Below are 16,789 nucleotides of genomic sequence, written 5' to 3'. Positions count from 1 at the left end.
CCGCCAGCTATGCACTGCGGCGTACGTACTGTTTATGATTAAATCCCTGAAAGCCACCGGCAACGAGCTAGCCGACCCTGCCTTCCAGCTCACCGTACTGCGGTCAGAGCAGGCGGAAGGTGCACATCTGCCCGCGTTTCATGAGAAAATGCGCACCGTCGGGCTATTCCCGTTGCGGCCGGTTGCAGCCGGCGTGCTGCAAATTAATGTGGGGAAAATGTGCAACCAGGTGTGCCGCCACTGCCACGTAGATGCCGGTCCGGACCGCAAGGAAATCATGACCCGCGAAACCATGCAGCTCTGCCTCGACGCGCTGGCGCAAACCGATATTCCCACGGTGGACCTGACCGGCGGCGCTCCGGAGATGAACCCGGATTTCCGCTGGTTTGTGGAACAGTTGCACGCGCTGGGCCGCCACATCATCGTGCGCTGCAACCTGACCATTATCGTTGCCAATAAAAAGTATTACGACCTGCCCGAGTTCTTCCGGGCGCACGGGGTGGAAGTAGTTAGTTCCCTGCCGTTCTACAACGCCAAAACCACCGACCGGCAGCGCGGCGACGGAGTGTTCGATGATTCCATCAAAGCTCTGAAAATGCTCAATGCCGTCGGCTACGGGCAGGAAGGCAGCGGCCTGAAGCTGAACTTAGTTTACAACCCCAACGGCGCGTTTCTACCCGGCTCCCAGAAAGGCTTGCAAGACCAGTTCAAGCGCGCCCTGAGCAAGGATTTCGGCATCGTGTTCAATGAGCTGTACGCTATTACCAACATCCCCGTCAGCCGTTACCTCGATTTTCTGCTGGAATCGGGCAACTACGCGGGCTACATGGACAAGCTGGTAACGGCCTTCAACCCCTCCGCCGCTGCCGGCGTGATGTGCCGCAGCACCATCTCCGTCAGTTGGGACGGCTACCTCTTCGACTGCGACTTCAACCAAATGCTCGATCTGAAGGTGGCCAGCGCCGTGCAGCACATCCGCGACTTTGATGCCACTGCCCTGGCCGAGCGCGCCGTGGTGATAAACCAGCATTGCTACGGCTGCACTGCCGGCAGCGGCTCCAGTTGCGGTGGGGCTACGGCCTGAGCGGCACTATAACTTACCAGCAGTTCCTCATCTTTACATCCCGCAGCAGCTGAGTTGTCTGCGGGATGTTTGTGGCTTTCAGTTTATCTGAATCCAGCGAGTGCGCCGTGCTATTCACCATGCTTGTTTCCGCTGCTGTATGAGAACAATGTTGCGTCACTGTTTATTAGCCGAGGCGCTGGGTACGGCAGTGCTATTGATATTCGGAACGGGGGCCGTGGTGGTTAATGAGCAGACCCACGCGCTGGGGCACGGCGGTATTGCTGCTGCTTTCGGGCTGGTGGTGCTGATTCTGATCCAGGGGTTGGGCCACGTCAGCGGGGCGCACGTCAACCCGGCCGTTACGCTGGGGTTCTGGGTGGCGGGGCGCTTTCCGGGGCGGCGCGTGCTACCATACATAGCAGCGCAGCTAGTGGGCGCATTCGTGGGCAGTGGTTTAGTGAAGCTACTCGCTACGCCAGGCTCGGCCTTGGGTGCCACTCTACCGGCACATAGTGTGGCACAGGCCTTCGGCATCGAGGTATTTCTTACGTTTTGGCTGATGCTGGTTATCCTACGGGTCACGTCCAGCTTCTATGAGCAGGGCCTGTTGGTGGGCATTACTATCAGCTCCACGGTTGCGCTAGAAGCCTTGGTGGGTGGCCCATTGAGCGGCGCCTCCATGAACCCCGCCCGCTCCTTAGCACCGGCCTTTGTGAGCGGACATTTAGAGGCAGCTTGGGTGTACGTGGTGGCTCCCGTAGCCGGAGTATTGCTGGCTGTAGTAGTCGACCGGCTGCTGGAGCTACGCGCGCTGCTCACCAACGAGCAAAAGAACATTGTATCTGATTGACGTTCTGCCTCAGAATAGAAAGTAAAAGCACACTGAAAGCCACACTATGAAAAAGTCCCTTGTAAATACTTGATTTACAAGGGACTTTTTCATAGTGTGGCTCTCCCTCCTGGGTGCGTATATCAGTTCGCAGAAATGCCAGAGATAAGATATTTAGTTTTAAATCCCGGTTTGTGTCTTGGTATAACACAGTTTACATACGCATATACAACAACTTATCTTTCGGCTTGGTCACGTTGGCAGTTAGTCTGCAATAACATTCACTTTTAGTGAATAGCAGCTTCCAATGCTTCACGGGCATATTTATCGGCCTGTCGGGTGGTTTCGGGCAGGCGCACCGCATCGCACATCGACAGAACCAGTTGGGCTGCCGTGCCAAGGGAAACGCGGTGCCCAACCGATACGAAGAGCGGGTTGATACCAGTTTGCGTCCGTAGCGCAAGGCCCAACCTGTCACCAGTCATCTCATCTAGCAAAGCAGCCGTTGCGCCCCGCTCCAGGGCCAGATCATCGTAACGGCCGATAAGCCGGGTCTTGCCGCAGCCGACAGTGGGCACGTTCAGTTCGAGGCCGAGGTGGCAGGCCAGCCCGAACCGGCGCGGGTGAGCCACGCCGTGGCCGTCGCATACAATCACATCCGGCCGAAGGCGCAGCTTCTGGTAGGCTTCCAACAGGGGAGGCATTTCGCGGAACGAGAACAAGCCAGGGATGTAAGGAAACGAGGCCGTCATCACATGGGTAGCTGCGTCGAGCACCGCTTTCGTGTCCGCGTCGAGCAGCACAATGGCCCCAGCAATCCGGTCACTGTGCTTATCGTATTCCACGTCGGCTCCGGCGATGATGCGCACAGGCCGGGGCAGGTCGTCGTGTTGAATAACGCGCTGACTAAGTTCCCGCTGCACACCCATTGCTTCCGCTTCGCTCATCATAGCGGCGTGGTCAGGCACCCATCTTTTGCCGAAGATGCATCAGCCAAGGGTATTCGGCGCTTTTCTCGTCGATGGTATATTCTTCGACTACCTGACCTACCTCATCATAAGAGGTAGAGCGGACGCACACCCCTTTTTCAAACAGCGCCTTTTCTTCGACGGCGCCGTTTTCATGGTAGCGCATCAACGGGCCGTCAAGCAGATTGCCAACATAGTAGCTCACCGACTGTATAGTACCGTCGGGATAGAACTCGGTTTCTCTACCTTGCTTTACGCCATTCACAACTTCGTACTCCACATCCGTTCTGCCTTGGAACGTTTCATACACGGTGCCCGTGTAGGGCTTGCCATCTTGGTAGAGTACAGTCACATTCTGGTCGATCTTACCCTCCAAGGCATTTATATTGATCCTGTTCATGTTCATAACGCGAAAGTCTAGTTGTGATCTATAGTGTTAACCCCATCCGTGATGTTGCGGCAGTTATCGCAGCGGTTCATCGGCTGTCCGGCAGTCGCATTCATCGTAGACCGATTGTGAAGGTGAAAGTCTGCTAGGTCTGCTTCCGTTGCTGGTCGGCCAGTATAAGCCTCCCGCGCCTTTAGGGTTTTATCCAGTGCAACAACTTCCGAGTGTGCGCCGGGAGTTCCGGCCGTCTCTTTGGCAGTAGCCGTGCCATTGCGCAAGGCCTCGTTTTGGGCGTCGATCCGGTTTTTAACAACCGGATGGGCTTCTTCATAAAACTTTGTGTACGCCGCCCGACCCGCTGGCTTGCTTATGTTGAAATTTTCGCCGTAATGAGTCTGTTTTGTTAACGGGTCATATACGCCACTGTAGCAAGGCCCTCGTCTGTTTACTGATAAGTTAGCTACTCGATTCAGGGCTTCTTCCTGAACCGATTTCACTAAGTTAGCAATACCCTCGGACAGCGAACCAGATCGGATGGCAGCCGACCTCGCGCTACCTATTCCCTTCGCTGTCAGGCCCCCGGCTATCATTCCCGCGCCGGCCCCGACCAGTACCAAGCCGTTCTCGCGGCTGGGGTTGTAGTAATAGGCTTTTCCCAGAAAACCCAGGCTGGCGACGCCGGCTCCTGCTGCTCCAACGGCCAGCGCCCCCGCTACAACGCCGGCTCCGCTGGCTACGGCGATACCGCCCAGCGCCCCGAAAACCGCCCCTTGGAAGAAGCCGGATACCGCTCCTTCGGCGCCGCCGGTGATGCCACCCGCCACGGCGCCACCTACGCCGCCCACAGCGGCTCCGGTTGCCGCTGCCGCCCCCAGCACGGCCAGTGCCGCACCGCCGGAGCCTACGATAATGGCGGCGGTTCCAACCACGGCCGCGGCAATCAGCAGGCCTTTGCCTACGTTACCCCAGAACTCGGCCTCCTCTTTCGCTTCCTGCTCGGCCGCAGCGTCTTCCTGGCTGAGCGGCGCGGGCCCGGCTGCCAGCGCGGCCTGTTGGGTGAAGAAGATTTTTATCACGCCGCCGACCGTACATCGGCAGGTGGAGACGTCAAGCAGCGGCTTTTGGCCTTGGACGCTGACGGTTTCCATCACGTTGGTCCACAGCGCCGTGAGCGGTGCGCAGGGCGTGCGCGTCACCATGCACATGCCGAAGGAGGGAATGTTGACCAAGGGCACCGCATCAACCTGTGTGGCCCAATCCTGCCCGTAGAGCTTCACGGTTTTGGACGTGGCCATCAGCGGTCCGGGCGTGGCGCCTTTGTCGCACCGGAGCCAAGCACTGCTGGTGATGTACTTATCGCCTTCGCTTGCCATCTTAGACCAGTTTTAGCTTGTGCCGGGTGTACTGGTGATAGAAGTTGTCCACCGTAAAGGTCAGTTCCTGCTGGCCCGCCGTAAGCCAGCCCGCATTGTCCAAGTCGTACTGTTCGCGGCAGTCAAGGTGGTGGACTACTTGGAAGTTGATCATATCCATGGCCTGCTTGACCAGCGCCTGAAACCCAGATGCATCAAAACGGCTATCATTAATCTCACCTGTTACGTGCAACTGGCTCGGGCCCGGCTCGCCGCTGTCGGGCGTTAGACTGGTATGCATCTTCAGCGGTAGATCGATGCTGCCAAAAAAGCCGCTCATCAGCCGCTCGCTGGAGCCCCAGCGAATAGCACCGGCCGGCCCCGTCGGATTGAATACGCCAGGGAAGAGGATGCCATAAGCGCCCTTATGCAGGAAGCTACTGAGCAAAGAGTCGGAACTGAGTCGCTGTTCAAAGCCCTCGATAAAAGCACGTCCTTCTGCCGTGCGCCCGTATTTGGCCACGATGTGGGGTCGCAGGCCCCGCCACTGCTCCTGAACTTCCTCTAGGTTGCGGATAGCCAGTAAGTCGCCGTAAGCGCTTACCTCGAACAGCAGCTGGTTGTTGACCGGGTTGAGGTCCTTCAACAACACGGCTAGCGGCGACTGATCGGTCTGCTGAAAGTCGAGCAGTTCGACAAACACGGCGGCGGTGCCGTGCTTGGTGCGGCCATAGTGGGTCTGGCGGAGCGTTGTGGTAATGGAGTTGCTGACGGTCCGGTCACGCACGCGGGTGCTGGTGTCCGTTTGCACCTGGTACGTACGTGACGTGTAAGGTCTGACCGACGATGGACTAAAAGGTAGGGCCTGCATATATAAATATAAAGTAGATTCATCTGAAATAGCGCGGGCAAGATAAGGCTAAAGCCGACTTACGCACTGCAGGCAACCTGCAGTGCGTAAGTCGGTTCACGGAAGCCCATTCCGATGTCACATTTGTGCAAGCGAGGCTTGCACAAATGCCTACCACAAATGCACAGGCCGAGCGATAATCCAGCCTCGCATAATTTCCAGCACCCGCCACATATACCGGATGTCTTCGCCGGCCACCGTCAGGCTGCCGGCGTTTTCGTTGTCGGAGTGCAGCACCAGGTAGCCTTTCGTCAGGAGGTCATTGTCCTTGATGCGCTTGATGGCAAACTGGCTGCCGAATACCACGGCGTACACCCCGCTCACCGCATACTTGCAGTCTTCCAGTGGAATCAGCACGGCGGCTACCTGCATACCCGAGCGCAGCTGAGGCTGCATCGAGTCCCCGTCCACGTCAATGCCCCACGTTTTGCGGCCGCGGCATATCCGCTTTCAGTTTCAGCTGCTCCAGCCACTTGCGGATGCCAGCAAAGTGGACTTTGATAGTCGCGTCCGACTTCTGCAAATCCAGCAGGTGCTGCAGGTATTCTTTGGCCACCTTCTGCGTCACCTGCTCCGGCCGCAGGTCAGGCCGCCAGGTTTCCATCATCGTCGCCAACTGGTCATACTTCCGTAGCTAGTCTTTGGCTAGGTTGCGGTTTTCCTGCTTCCACTCGTCCAGCACCTGCCGGAAGGTCCGTAACTCAGTCAGCTTCGCTGGCACTGGCGCGGGCGCGGCCTTGCGGCCAGCGGCGTGGGCCGGCAGCAGTTCGGCCAGCATGGCGGCCCGCGTCACCTTCTGGTCGGGTGCCAGGTCGTAGAGCCGGTTGAACGTGTCAGTAACCTGCTTCACCATCTTCATCAACCGGGCATTGATGTTGACGGCCGTATCGGGGTGGGTCGGCATGGTACCTTTCTCCCGGCTCGGTCAGCCTGCGCCCTTCTACCACACCTTGCCCGTTCCACAGCGTTTCAACGTCCCCGTCCTTGTTTACGTGGCTGGGCAGCACGATTTCGCCCGTGTCTACCTGCAACTCTTCACCGTGCCAGCGCGCCGTAAGCCGCACCGGGCACAGCCCTTTTTTGTTGGTGGCTGCCAGCCGCGGGTACAGTCGCACGCTAATTTTCTTCTTGTAGAGCGTAGTGAGCAGCATGGGGTTTTTCGGCTATGTCCCGGTTACGTTCCCGGTTCATACCCGGAATTAACCGAAAACAGCCGGAGTACCAAACCCCGAAAATGCCTGCACAGGCTGGAAACAAAGAAAGCCCGCCGGTAAGGGCGGGCTTTCTAGTGCTTGGCGCTCCCTCCTGGGCTCGAACCAGGGACCCTCTGATTAACAGTCAGATGCTCTAACCGGCTGAGCTAAGGAAGCGGTTATGGCGACGTTTATCTGTCGTTGCGGGTGCAATATTAGTGTACGAAGCCAGTCTGTGCAAACATTTACTCTAAAATAATCAAGAAAAAACTTCTAGTTAGTGATATTCAGGATGTTTCCGGAAAGCGTAGTAGTGTACTGCCGCAACGAACGACTGGCCGGACCACTCTGCGGACGCCCCTGCAAGTCGAACTGAGAACCGCAGCAAGCATCTTTCAAAAATAGTCGCGAGGGGTCAATGCTAACACGAGAGCAGGTGGTATCGTTGACGCGGTACGAGCAGTTCCGGTCGAAGGCCACGTACGTACTGGAACTCTGCCGCACCACTATCAGGCCTCTTAAGCCGCCCGTAACGTAAGCGGCGCCATTGTCGGCCCGCAGATTCACGTACTGCTGGTTGGTGAGGTTGATGCTTTCCGAAAAGCTGACGTAAGGTATCTGTGGCTCCACGTTGTTGGAGTCGGAACCGCAGGCGGTCAGCAGGAAACCCAGGCACACTACCGCCAGCACACAGCCCTTGCGGAAAGAGCGGCGCAGGCGTGAGGTAGCTGCTATTGTTTTTTTGTGCATCTGAGTAGGATAGGCTTGTGGAAGCAGCGAAAAAGCGTCCTGGGTTGTAGCTCGGCTACTGCACGGCCTCGAACTGCCGCAAAAACCGCAGGTCGTTTTCCGTGAACAGGCGCAAGTCTTTGATCTGGTACTTGAGCATGGTAATCCGCTCAATGCCCATCCCCCAGGCGTAGCCCGAGTAACGCTCCGGGTCGATGCCAGATTGTTCGAGCACAGCCGGATCGACCATGCCGCAGCCCCCAATTTCAACCCAGCCCGTGTATTTGCAGATGTTGCAGCCCTTGCCCTTGCAAATCAGGCAGGTGATGTCAATTTCGGCGCTGGGCTCGGTGAAGGGGAAGAAAGAGGGCCGAAACCGCACTTGCACATCAGAACCGAACAGCTCCTGCACGAAGTAATACACGGTTTGCTTGAGGTCGGCGAAGCTTACGTTTTCGTCCACGAACAAGGCTTCCACTTGGTGGAACATCATGTGGGCGCGGGCCGAAATGGCTTCGTTGCGGTACACCCGGCCGGGCATGATGCTGCGGATGGGTGGTTTTTGGGTTTGCATTACGCGCACCTGCACCGGGCTGGTGTGCGTGCGCAGCAGCCACTCCGGCTCGCCGGGCGTACGGTGCACGAAAAACGTGTCCTGCATGTCGCGCGCCGGGTGGTTCTCGGGGAAGTTGAGCGCCGTGAAGTTGTGCCAGTCGTCCTCGATTTCGGGCCCCTCAGCCACATTGAAGCCGATGCGCGACAGGATGCGCACAATCTCCTCGCGCACCAGATTCAACGGGTGCCGGGTGCCTAGCTGGTTGGGAACGGCGGGCAGCGTGTAGTCGAAGGTAGGATCGGCGGGGGCGTTGCGGGTGGCTGATTCCAACTCCTGCTGGCGCTCCTCGAACCGGGCCAACGCCTGCTGTTTTAGCTGGTTTAGCTCCTGTCCCACGGCGCGGCGCTGCTCCTGCGGCACAGTTTTCAGTTGGTCGAAAAGGTCGGCCAGCTGGCCTTTGCGGCCGGTGTAGGCAATACGAAACTGGTCGAGCAGTTCGGGCGTGCTCAGGTCGTAGGCTTCGATTTCGGCGCGTAGCCGCGAGATATTCTCCTGCATAGTAAGGCAAAGATAAGCGGCTGACTGCTGGTTTTGGTGTTGGGCAGATACTATCCACTTGGTAGGTAAATGGGGGCTAAATTAAAATTACGCAGTTGGTTCCCAGAAAATGAAAAGTTGGTACGGTTGCTGCAAAAGCCTCTATCACCAGCGGCTTACAACCGGAACGCGGGGCGCCACCCGTTCATGCGAGCTACTGTAGTTCAAGTATTTAACTGCAATTCCTTCCTCCGTTTTGTTTCTTCTTGCTATGAAAACTTTCCTGCTCTCTGCATTCCTGGTGGCTGCCTCATTCAGCACTTCTTTCGCGCAAAGCCAGGCTTCGGCCGCCACCGATTCGTGGGCCGACGCACCCGCTGCTACCGAGGAAACGCCTCAATACAACATGGGCTGGAGCACGGCTCCCGGCCAGCCCCTGAGCCTGCACGGCAAACCCACCACCGACTACTGGGGCCGGCCGCTCAAGAAAAAATCGACAAACCTGACCACTGCCGCTGCTGCCCGCGAAGCAGCCTACGCCGCCGAGGAAAGCACCGACCCGATGATGCGTTCTTCCGGCGTAATGGCGGCACCCGGCATGAGCTCGTCGCCGTACCGCAAGCCCAGCACCGACTACTGGGGCCGGCCGCTCAAGAAAAAAGCTGCGTCTACGGTAGCTGCTAAAGCCAGCAAAAACACTTCCGTAGCCGCCAACAACTCAACGAGCTGGTAGAACCGACCGAAGTGCGTGGTTTTGCGTAAGTGAAATTCCATGACTGCTTTCACTTAACCAATACGCCCATGCGCTTCTTTCCCCTCCCAGGTTTGCTCCTCATTCTGATCAGCTTATTTTCCGTTGCGGAAGCGCAGGCGCAAAAAGTAGCCCGCCCAACGGGCACCAAAAAAGCAGCCAACGGCTACCACCGTACCAGCAATACCAAGGCCAAAGCCCGTTCTGGCGCCTACGCGCGCTACGACCGTTCGGGGCGGCGCAACGAAGATGATATGAAGCTGGCTCCTGGCCTGCGCCTAAACATGCCCAGCCCGCCTACCACCGATTACATGGGCCGGCCGCTGAAAAAAAAGGCTCCTAAAGTAGCGGCTACTAGTGCCACGTCCATGTCGTCGGAAAAAACGGCGCCTACCAAATCAGCCCCAGCAGCCACCAAAAGCAAGAAGCGGTAACGTATCCTGCTCGCAAAAAGCAGTAAAACACCGCGCGGCTTTGCCTATATACCCATGAAGAGCGGCCTCTGTCCGGTAGGATGGGGCCGCTCTTTGCATTCAATGAATTTCCTGGTTCAACCAAGTGCCATACTACGGCCGTAGATTGGGCGTTGAAGAACGAGCTGTAGATGCCGGAAAATTTCCCGTAGCTGTCTTTTAAGAAGGGGAACTTCTCTTTTGCCAAGGTGTTTGAAGAGAATGTGTAGCCGGGCTTTCTTAGCTGTGTGAAGGTCTGTAACTTGCACGATTATATCTAACGACTTACTCCTATGAAGCGTCTTGTTCTACCCTTGTTGCTGGCAGCTGTGGCAATGCTGGCGGCACCAGCCCAGGCCCAAACCAAAAAGAAATCGTCGGATGGGTGGGGCTCTTCCGATGGCTGGGGCGCTCCAGAGCCAGCTCCTAAAAAAGCCGCAACCACCAAAAAAGCCACTGCTGCACCCGCTGCGGCCGTTGAAGAAACGCCTGCTGCTCCGGCTGTTGAAAACGAAATGACTTCCGGCAAAGGAGGTTTTGGTGGAGCGGCTGCCACTAGCGCTGCGTCAACTGAAATGCAGCCCGGTGGCTCAGTGGTAGCACCTGGTTTCACGGCGGCTCCTTCGCACCGCGTTACTACCGACTACCGGGGCCGTCCCATTGCCCCCTACATACGCCGCAACGTACGCCGCCCCGACCCGGTGGTGACGCCTGCGCCAGCCCCGGAGCCAGAGCCAGCTCCGATTGTAGAAACTCCAGCTCCGGCTGCTCCCGTAGCCGCATCGGCATCAGCTACGGCTACCAAGGCCTCGGGCGGTGCTACTGCTGCTCCTAAGAAAGCCGCTGCTGCGCCAGCTAAGAAAGCTGCTCCGGCCAAGAAGAAAGACGATGGCTGGGGATCCGGCGGCAGCGGTTGGTAGGCCCTGGCAAACCCTTTCAGTAAGTCTTTAGACTGCAAGTTCAACAAGAAAGCCAGCTCGATTTATCGGGCTGGCTTTCTTGTTGTGAGTATAATGAGCGGGCAGTGGACGCTTACTCGGCCGTGGCTGCTTCTACAGGATCCGCAGTGGCGGGAGCCGTAAGGCGGGGCTGCGCCCGATAGTAGAGCGTTGTGCAGTTGTCGGGGCGCAGGATTTCACGGGCCGACACCTGCACATCGGTGGGGGTTACCGCTTGGAGCTTGGCACCTTCCTCGTTTACCAGGTTGGTATTGCCCATGAGCTTGCTGTAAGCCAAGTTCATAGCCCGATTTAACAGCTCTATTTCTCCGAACACGATACTAGCTTCGGCCTGATTTTTCACCTTCTCTAGTTCCTCTGTTGAAACCAGTTCACTGTGTAGAGCGGCTATGAGCTTTTCCACGGCAGCATCAGCGGCTTCCAACGTTACACCGGCATTCAGCTTGCCACTGATAACGAGCAAACCTGGCTCCAGAGAGCCGGTGGCAGTGGCCGAAATAGAGTTGAACAACTGCTGATCCTTCACTAGCTGCTGATACAAGCGGCTGGATTTGCCCCGGCCCAGCAGGTCGCCCAATAGGTCGGCACTGTAGTAGGCGTCGGCGGTACGGCCCGGCATGTGGTATACCTTGTACAAGGCATTGAGCGGTACGTCGGCGGTTATTTCCAAGAAGCGCGGCTCAGTTTGCCGGGGCTCTACGGGCAGTTGCCGCTCGTAGCGCGGCCCGCCCGGAATCGGGCCAAACCACTTTTCTGCCAAGCGGCGCGCCTCGGCTACGGTTACAGCCCCGGCCACCACCAGAATGGCGTTCTGCGGAGCGTAATGTTTCTTGAAGAAAGCCCGCACATCGTCCATCACCGCGTTTTCGATGTGGCTGATTTCCTTGCCAATAGTGGCCCAGCGGTACGGGTGGTGCTGATAAGCTACTGGGCGCAGCTTCAGCCACACGTCGCCGTAGGGCTGGTTCAGGTAATTTTGCTTGAATTCCTCGACCACCACTTTGCGCTGCACCTCCAGGCCATTCTCGGAGAAGGCCAGGTTCAGCATCCGGTCGGATTCCAGCCAGAAACCGGTTTCCAGGTTGGCAGCCGAAACGGTGAGGTAGTAGTTGGTGACATCAGGGGAGGTGAAGGCGTTGTTTTCGCCGCCAACGCGCTGCAACGGCTCGTCGTAGCTAGGAATATTGACGGAACCCGAAAACATCAAATGCTCAAACAGGTGGGCAAAGCCGGTGTGCGAAGCGTCCTCGTCGCGCGAGCCTACGTCGTAGAGCACGTCCAGCACGGCCATGGGAGTGGTATGGTCTTCGTGAACTATGCAGCGCAAGCCGTTGGTCAGCGTGAATTCTTCGAAATGAATCATAAAGTGAAAGTAAGGGGAGCGTAATTAGCAAACCGATAACCGGGATGCTGGGTTCGAGTAGGCTATAGTTTGCGCCTGGCGGCTTGTTGCACGGCCTTCATCTTATGAATCTACGGACCGTGAATCAGTGCTACCAGCCTTGGTGGTAATACAGCTTTTTACCTTGAGTTATGCCCCAATACTCTAGGAGTTGCGCATTGGTTTCCGAATAATTCGGGTTGTCTATCTTCCACCACGCCATTACCGAGCACTCGGCACTTACACGCACAATAGGCTCGGTGGCAGCAGCCAACCGTTCTAGCCCCTGCCGCTCACAGGTGTTGTTTTCTGGGGCTGGCAGCTTCAGACTGTCGGCATTAATATAAATGGCTGCAAACACCCCCACCCCCAATATATACCAGCGGCGCACCTGGGCCGGCAAATGGTAGAGCAGGAAATAGGTGGAAAGACCGTAGAAAGCAATACCTCCCAGGATTATTGGTAGAATAGAGTCGCGGCGAACAATAAGGGGGCGGTATTGGCGGTATCCACCAAGCGGTAACAGCAGCAGATAAATAAGGGCGAACAAGCCTAGCCATTTCAAAATCAATAGAATACGCTGGCTTTCTGGGGTGCTGGGGAGCTTGCGGCTTATGAAAAACGCATTGATACCAATAGCAATAACCAGCAGCGGCAGGCCCAGCTTCCGGAATTGCCAGAATAAGCCCGACGGAATGCGGGTATATCGTTCCCACAGTGGCATAACATGGCCAACGCTTTCCTTCTCATTGAGGCCAATGTAGAGCGAATACAGGCACAGCACTGTGAATAAACCTAACAGGATAGCCGGGAGCCGTGGAATCTGCCGAACCCACTGAGCTGGGCGGAACCCACCGCTCGTTTGCCATTGCTTTATCACCCAGTGCAGGCCAATACCGAAGAACAGTACGGCTACCACACCGGTAATAATAGCGCCGTTGAAAGCCAGTACCACCATTAACCCCACCAATGCTATGCAACGCGGCCAGCTCAGCTGCAACGGCTGCCCCTTGGATGCCGCCAGAAAAAATGGCAACAGCAGCAGCAGCAGCAGCGTCATGGGGAAGGCATAGAAGAACGTGTAGGTGATGGAGTGGTCCAGAATGCCCATCTGGTCGTTGTAGCCGGCTATCTGAAACAGTGGAGCCAGCAAGGCCATAGCCAGCCAATTGTTCAGGTGGTTGAGCCGGTAACTACCCGTTATATACACACCAAGCACATAAAGCAGCAGGGCCTGCACGCCGACGGCAAACAGGGCGCACGCGGCGTAGACGCTGCTGATGGGGTCGATGAAGCGTTGCAGGGCAAAAGGCACGGACTTGAAGTAGCTGACCATGGCCGCATGCGCAAAAAAGCGGTTGGGGGCCACGTACACCTCGTTGCGCGTGAGCACCGCCCACCCAAATGGGTCGTGCAGAATCTGCTGGCACTCGGGGCCGGGCAGCACGATGGAAGGCAGGTCGCCTTCGAGGGGGAGTTGGTAAGCCTGGAAGAACGTATAGCTCAGGTCCAGGAGCACGAACAAGACCAGCAGCAGAAATAGATATTTTTTCTTCATTAGGTAAGCTAAGCTACCTACAAAGTTGGCCTTTGAAGCGAGTTATGCAACCAAGAAAACCAAGAATAGTTCCCCTGGAACTGCGCTAACGATGGAGCGTACTTTGCGGATATAGTCAACTTAGCAATACCTCAGCTACAGACCAGAGACATTGATACTCCTAAAAAAGTAGGGGGTTGGCTGCAATCAGCACTGCTTTAAAAAACAGTGCTTACTTGTTGAAATACAATTTTTTGTCTGGTGTGATGCGCCAGTAGCGCAGCATTTGCGCCGCAGTTTCCGAGTTTTCGGGCGCCTGGGTTTTGTTCCAATCCAATACGCTGCACTCGTTACAAAGCGGTACCACTGCTTCACGGGCTTGGGCAAGTTGGGCCAGGCTCTTCCGCTCACAGGTGTTGTTGTCGCGGAGCCACGGCTTGTTGGCATTCAGGAAGATGGCTGAAAACAAGACCACCCCCAGCATGTACCAGCGCCGGTTGCGGCCATGCAGGTAGGTAAGCAAAAAGCACGTGGAAAGACCATAAAAGAACATCAAGCACATAATCACCGGCATGTCGGAGTCGCGGCGAACAATGAGGGGACGGTAGGTGCGGTAGCCTCCGAGCGGTAGCAACAGCAGATACACCAAGGTAAAAAGCCCTACCCATTTCAAAATCCGAACCATGCGCTCAGTGGTGGCCGTGGCAGGCAGCAACCGCCGGATAAATTGCACGTTGGCCAGGCACGCAAGCAGCAGCAGCGGCAGCCCCAGCTTGCGAAACTGCCACAGAATACCCATCGGAATACGGAGGTAGCGTTGCCACAGGGGCGGCGAAGGAATGCGGCTTTCCTGCTCGTTGAGGCCAATGTAGAGCGAGTACAGGCAAAGCAGCGTGAACAAGCCCAGTAAGGCAACCGGTAGCTGCGGCGTCCGACGAAAGTGGGTTAGCCAGTGAGCTGGGCGGAAAAACGCACCTTCTTGCCGGTGTTTCAGCACCCAGTGTATGATGATACCAAAGAACAGCACGGCCACCACGCCGGTAATAATAGCCCCGTTGAAAGCCAGCACCACCATCAAGCCTATCAGCGCTATGCGGCGCGGCCAACTTAGCTGCAACGGCTGGCCCTGATACGCCGCCCGATAAAAAGGCAGCAGCAACAACAGCAGCAGCGCCAACGGAAACGCGTAAAAAAACGTGTAGGTGATGGAGTGGTCCAGAATGCCCATCTGGTCGTTGTAGCCCGTTAGCTGGAAGAGCGGCGCCAATAGGGCCATAGCCAGCCACGGAGTATACGACTTCAGGCTGTAGGTTCCGCTGATATACACACCAAGCACGTAAAGCAGCAGGGCCTGCACGCCGACGGCAAACAGGGCGCACGCGGCGTAGACGCTGCTGATGGGGTCGATGAAGCGTTGCAGGGCAAAGGGCACAGACTTGAAGTAGCTGACCATGGCCGCATGCGCAAAAAAGCGGTTGGGGGCCACGTACACCTCGTTGCGCGTGAGCACCGCCCACCCAAACGGGTCGTGCAAAACGCGTTGGCAGTTCGAATCAGGCAGTACGATGGAAGGCAGGTCGCCTTCGAGGGGGAGTTGGTAGGCTTGGATGAAGGTGTAGCCCAGGTCCAGTGCTACAAACAGAACCAACATCAAAAGCAGTAACTGCTTTTTTACTGGGTGACTCATTCGGGTAATTGGTGGGAAATTGGGGGCAGGGGTACTAGGCAGAGCAGGTACTATATGGTTGCCAAGGATACTAATGGCACCAAACGGGCGCGGGAGAGGCGTGACAGCTACACTACGCGCTGGTGGTGTGGCCTGCCAGCATACGGCGTGCTAGGTGCTGACAGGAGTAACCGAGCGGCTAACAGCATACGCAGAGGTGAACCGACAGAAGGGCTGGGTACCTGCGCCGCAAAACGCAGTGCCAGAGGTAAAAACAACATAGGATAAGCTGTCAAAAAGAAAGTACAGCGGAAGTATTTACCGCAATGCTACCCCGAAACTCATCAATAAACGTGGCTTCAGCAAGAGCCCGGTTGCCAATGCCCTTAACTTCTCTGCGAATAGCTGATTTGGAACCCTTAATAACTCCAGGACAAGAAGGCTGAACCGCAAGCCAACAATGCGTTGCCAAGCCTGTCTATTATTTATATATGGGGTTGATATGCAATAGGTTGTAATGCATGCTTTTGCCGATGTCACCCGGAGTTTCAAGCATGAGGCCGCCCGCCTGCCATTCATGGTTTAGGGCAGAAAAGCAGACAAGCTGAGCTGTTGAAAATTTTGTCAATCAAAAAAACGTGCGAGAAAACAAGCAACAGCACCAGTAACGACTGCCCCACTTGCTGCCCTGGCCGAAAGGCAGTCAGCCGGCCCGCGGGTATACTATCAGCAAGTACGTAAGCCGCAAAGCCGCCCACCAGCCCCGCACCCTACGGCCTTCCGTAGCGCCTACCGATACCAGTACGGTGCAATGGCCACACCCAGCAGCACCTGTTTCACCTCGCCATCCTGGTACCGGTTGCCGCTCGGCGCGTAGTTATATGTGCTATACGTGGCCGATATGCCGTAACGGGCCCAGACGCTCAGTGCAGCCGCCCGCCGGTGGCGGTGCAGGTAGTCACTTTCTAGTCCTAAGAGCACAAACCCGTCACGGGTCTGAAAAGCAATAAGGTTGTAGGCGGGCTGAACCGGCGCCGGGCCTAGCCGCCCCGCCAGCCCGCCGCCCAGCAATACGTGCATCCGGTTGGCCGGCAAGCCCGTGCGCACATATAGGGGCAGCGTGAGATACGAATAGTTGTTACTGGATTCTGGTAGCCGCCGCTGCTCATACCCCGGCTCCGCTACCAGCCACACCCGGAGCGGCCGTATGTAGTACCCGCCCAGCACCGACACCGCCGGCCCGAGGTGCGAGTTACTGCCGTTCGACAGGTTATCGTTGGAGCGGTAAAACGATACGGCCGCGCCTAGCCGCCCGCCAAACAGCCAGCGCGAAGCTACACTGGCCAGGCTGTCGGTGGCGGAAGCAGTAACTTGGGCCTGGGCCGCCGGAACTCCTAGCAGGAGCGCGCCAACGGAGAGCCGACAGGATAGACGATGCATAGCAGTAGATATAAGTAGGTGGAAATAGACCAGTACCTTTGAAGATACTAATTTCCAGTAGCCGCTGCCATTCGC

At 56.8% G+C, this 16,789-nt stretch carries 18 protein-coding genes and 1 tRNA gene; 5 read left to right on the top strand and 14 right to left on the bottom strand.

Features of this window, described 5'->3' with window-relative positions; all coding sequences use genetic code 11:
* Window positions 1-37 precede the first annotated feature (37 nt).
* On the top strand, window positions 38-1,084 hold the full coding sequence (gene arsS, locus J0X19_RS10710) for an arsenosugar biosynthesis radical SAM (seleno)protein ArsS (protein WP_206984392.1): 1,047 nt from the start codon (window positions 38-40) through the stop codon (window positions 1,082-1,084).
* 148 nt (window positions 1,085-1,232) lie between these two features.
* On the top strand, window positions 1,233-1,916 hold the full coding sequence (locus J0X19_RS10705) for an MIP/aquaporin family protein (protein ID WP_206984349.1): 684 nt from the start codon (window positions 1,233-1,235) through the stop codon (window positions 1,914-1,916).
* A 266-nt stretch (window positions 1,917-2,182) separates the two neighbouring features.
* On the opposite strand, the gene nfi is transcribed toward J0X19_RS10705, so the two are convergent.
* The 10 genes from nfi to pheS all read right to left on the bottom strand — a co-directional run bounded on the left by nfi (window position 2,183) and on the right by pheS (window position 8,549).
* Window positions 2,183-2,845 carry a deoxyribonuclease V gene (gene nfi, locus J0X19_RS10700; protein ID WP_206984348.1) on the bottom strand — a complete coding sequence of 221 codons (663 nt, stop codon included), beginning with the start codon at window positions 2,843-2,845 and terminating at the stop codon, window positions 2,183-2,185.
* Window positions 2,846-2,855: 10 nt separating this feature from the next.
* Window positions 2,856-3,263, bottom strand: coding sequence for a toxin-antitoxin system YwqK family antitoxin (locus J0X19_RS10695; protein ID WP_206984347.1), 408 nt, complete (start codon window positions 3,261-3,263; stop codon window positions 2,856-2,858).
* A 17-nt stretch (window positions 3,264-3,280) separates the two neighbouring features.
* Complete coding sequence (locus J0X19_RS10690; RefSeq protein ID WP_206984346.1) at window positions 3,281-4,624, bottom strand: PAAR-like protein; 1,344 nt, start codon at window positions 4,622-4,624, stop codon at window positions 3,281-3,283.
* Window position 4,625: 1 nt separating this feature from the next.
* Window positions 4,626-5,474, bottom strand: coding sequence for a hypothetical protein (locus J0X19_RS10685; RefSeq protein ID WP_206984345.1), 849 nt, complete (start codon window positions 5,472-5,474; stop codon window positions 4,626-4,628).
* 150 nt (window positions 5,475-5,624) lie between these two features.
* Window positions 5,625-5,885 carry a hypothetical protein gene (locus J0X19_RS10680; RefSeq protein ID WP_206984344.1) on the bottom strand — a complete coding sequence of 87 codons (261 nt, stop codon included), beginning with the start codon at window positions 5,883-5,885 and terminating at the stop codon, window positions 5,625-5,627.
* A 40-nt stretch (window positions 5,886-5,925) separates the two neighbouring features.
* Window positions 5,926-6,120: a hypothetical protein gene (locus J0X19_RS10675; RefSeq protein ID WP_206984343.1), complete on the bottom strand. Its 195-nt coding sequence runs from the start codon at window positions 6,118-6,120 to the stop codon at window positions 5,926-5,928.
* A gap of 27 nt (window positions 6,121-6,147) precedes the next feature.
* On the bottom strand, window positions 6,148-6,417 hold the full coding sequence (locus J0X19_RS10670; RefSeq protein WP_206984342.1) for a hypothetical protein: 270 nt from the start codon (window positions 6,415-6,417) through the stop codon (window positions 6,148-6,150).
* A gap of 389 nt (window positions 6,418-6,806) precedes the next feature.
* Window positions 6,807-6,883 (bottom strand) — tRNA-Asn (locus J0X19_RS10665).
* 96 nt (window positions 6,884-6,979) lie between these two features.
* Window positions 6,980-7,456 (bottom strand): hypothetical protein, encoded by a 477-nt coding sequence (locus tag J0X19_RS10660; RefSeq protein WP_242582430.1) that lies wholly within the window; start codon window positions 7,454-7,456, stop codon window positions 6,980-6,982.
* Between the two features lie 55 nt (window positions 7,457-7,511).
* Complete coding sequence (gene pheS, locus J0X19_RS10655; RefSeq protein WP_206984341.1) at window positions 7,512-8,549, bottom strand: phenylalanine--tRNA ligase subunit alpha; 1,038 nt, start codon at window positions 8,547-8,549, stop codon at window positions 7,512-7,514.
* Window positions 8,550-8,799: 250 nt separating this feature from the next.
* On the opposite strand from pheS, the gene J0X19_RS10650 reads away from it, so the two are divergent.
* The 3 genes from J0X19_RS10650 (at window position 8,800) to J0X19_RS10640 (ending at window position 10,651) form a co-directional block, all read left to right on the top strand.
* Entirely contained in the window at window positions 8,800-9,261 is a 462-nt protein-coding gene (locus J0X19_RS10650; RefSeq protein ID WP_206984340.1) for a hypothetical protein, read from the top strand.
* Window positions 9,262-9,329: 68 nt separating this feature from the next.
* The gene (locus J0X19_RS10645) at window positions 9,330-9,713 is read left to right on the top strand and encodes a hypothetical protein (protein ID WP_206984339.1); all 384 of its coding nucleotides are present in this window, start codon (window positions 9,330-9,332) and stop codon (window positions 9,711-9,713) included.
* Between the two features lie 311 nt (window positions 9,714-10,024).
* The gene (locus tag J0X19_RS10640) at window positions 10,025-10,651 is read left to right on the top strand and encodes a hypothetical protein (RefSeq protein WP_206984338.1); all 627 of its coding nucleotides are present in this window, start codon (window positions 10,025-10,027) and stop codon (window positions 10,649-10,651) included.
* 112 nt (window positions 10,652-10,763) lie between these two features.
* Here J0X19_RS10640 and J0X19_RS10635 read toward each other — a convergent pair whose 3' ends face one another.
* The 4 genes from J0X19_RS10635 to J0X19_RS10620 form a co-directional block, all read right to left on the bottom strand.
* On the bottom strand, window positions 10,764-12,053 hold the full coding sequence (locus J0X19_RS10635; protein ID WP_206984337.1) for a M16 family metallopeptidase: 1,290 nt from the start codon (window positions 12,051-12,053) through the stop codon (window positions 10,764-10,766).
* Between the two features lie 130 nt (window positions 12,054-12,183).
* Window positions 12,184-13,629 carry a hypothetical protein gene (locus J0X19_RS10630; RefSeq protein WP_206984336.1) on the bottom strand — a complete coding sequence of 482 codons (1,446 nt, stop codon included), beginning with the start codon at window positions 13,627-13,629 and terminating at the stop codon, window positions 12,184-12,186.
* A 211-nt stretch (window positions 13,630-13,840) separates the two neighbouring features.
* Entirely contained in the window at window positions 13,841-15,259 is a 1,419-nt protein-coding gene (locus J0X19_RS10625) for a hypothetical protein (protein ID WP_206984335.1), read from the bottom strand.
* 804 nt (window positions 15,260-16,063) lie between these two features.
* Window positions 16,064-16,714 carry a hypothetical protein gene (locus tag J0X19_RS10620; protein WP_206984334.1) on the bottom strand — a complete coding sequence of 217 codons (651 nt, stop codon included), beginning with the start codon at window positions 16,712-16,714 and terminating at the stop codon, window positions 16,064-16,066.
* Window positions 16,715-16,789 lie beyond the last annotated feature (75 nt).

Origin of the sequence: Hymenobacter telluris (assembly GCF_017313265.1) — a bacterium.
GTDB classification, from domain to species: Bacteria; Bacteroidota; Bacteroidia; order Cytophagales; family Hymenobacteraceae; genus Hymenobacter; species Hymenobacter telluris.
This window is presented reverse-complemented; position numbering and strand designations above follow the sequence as displayed.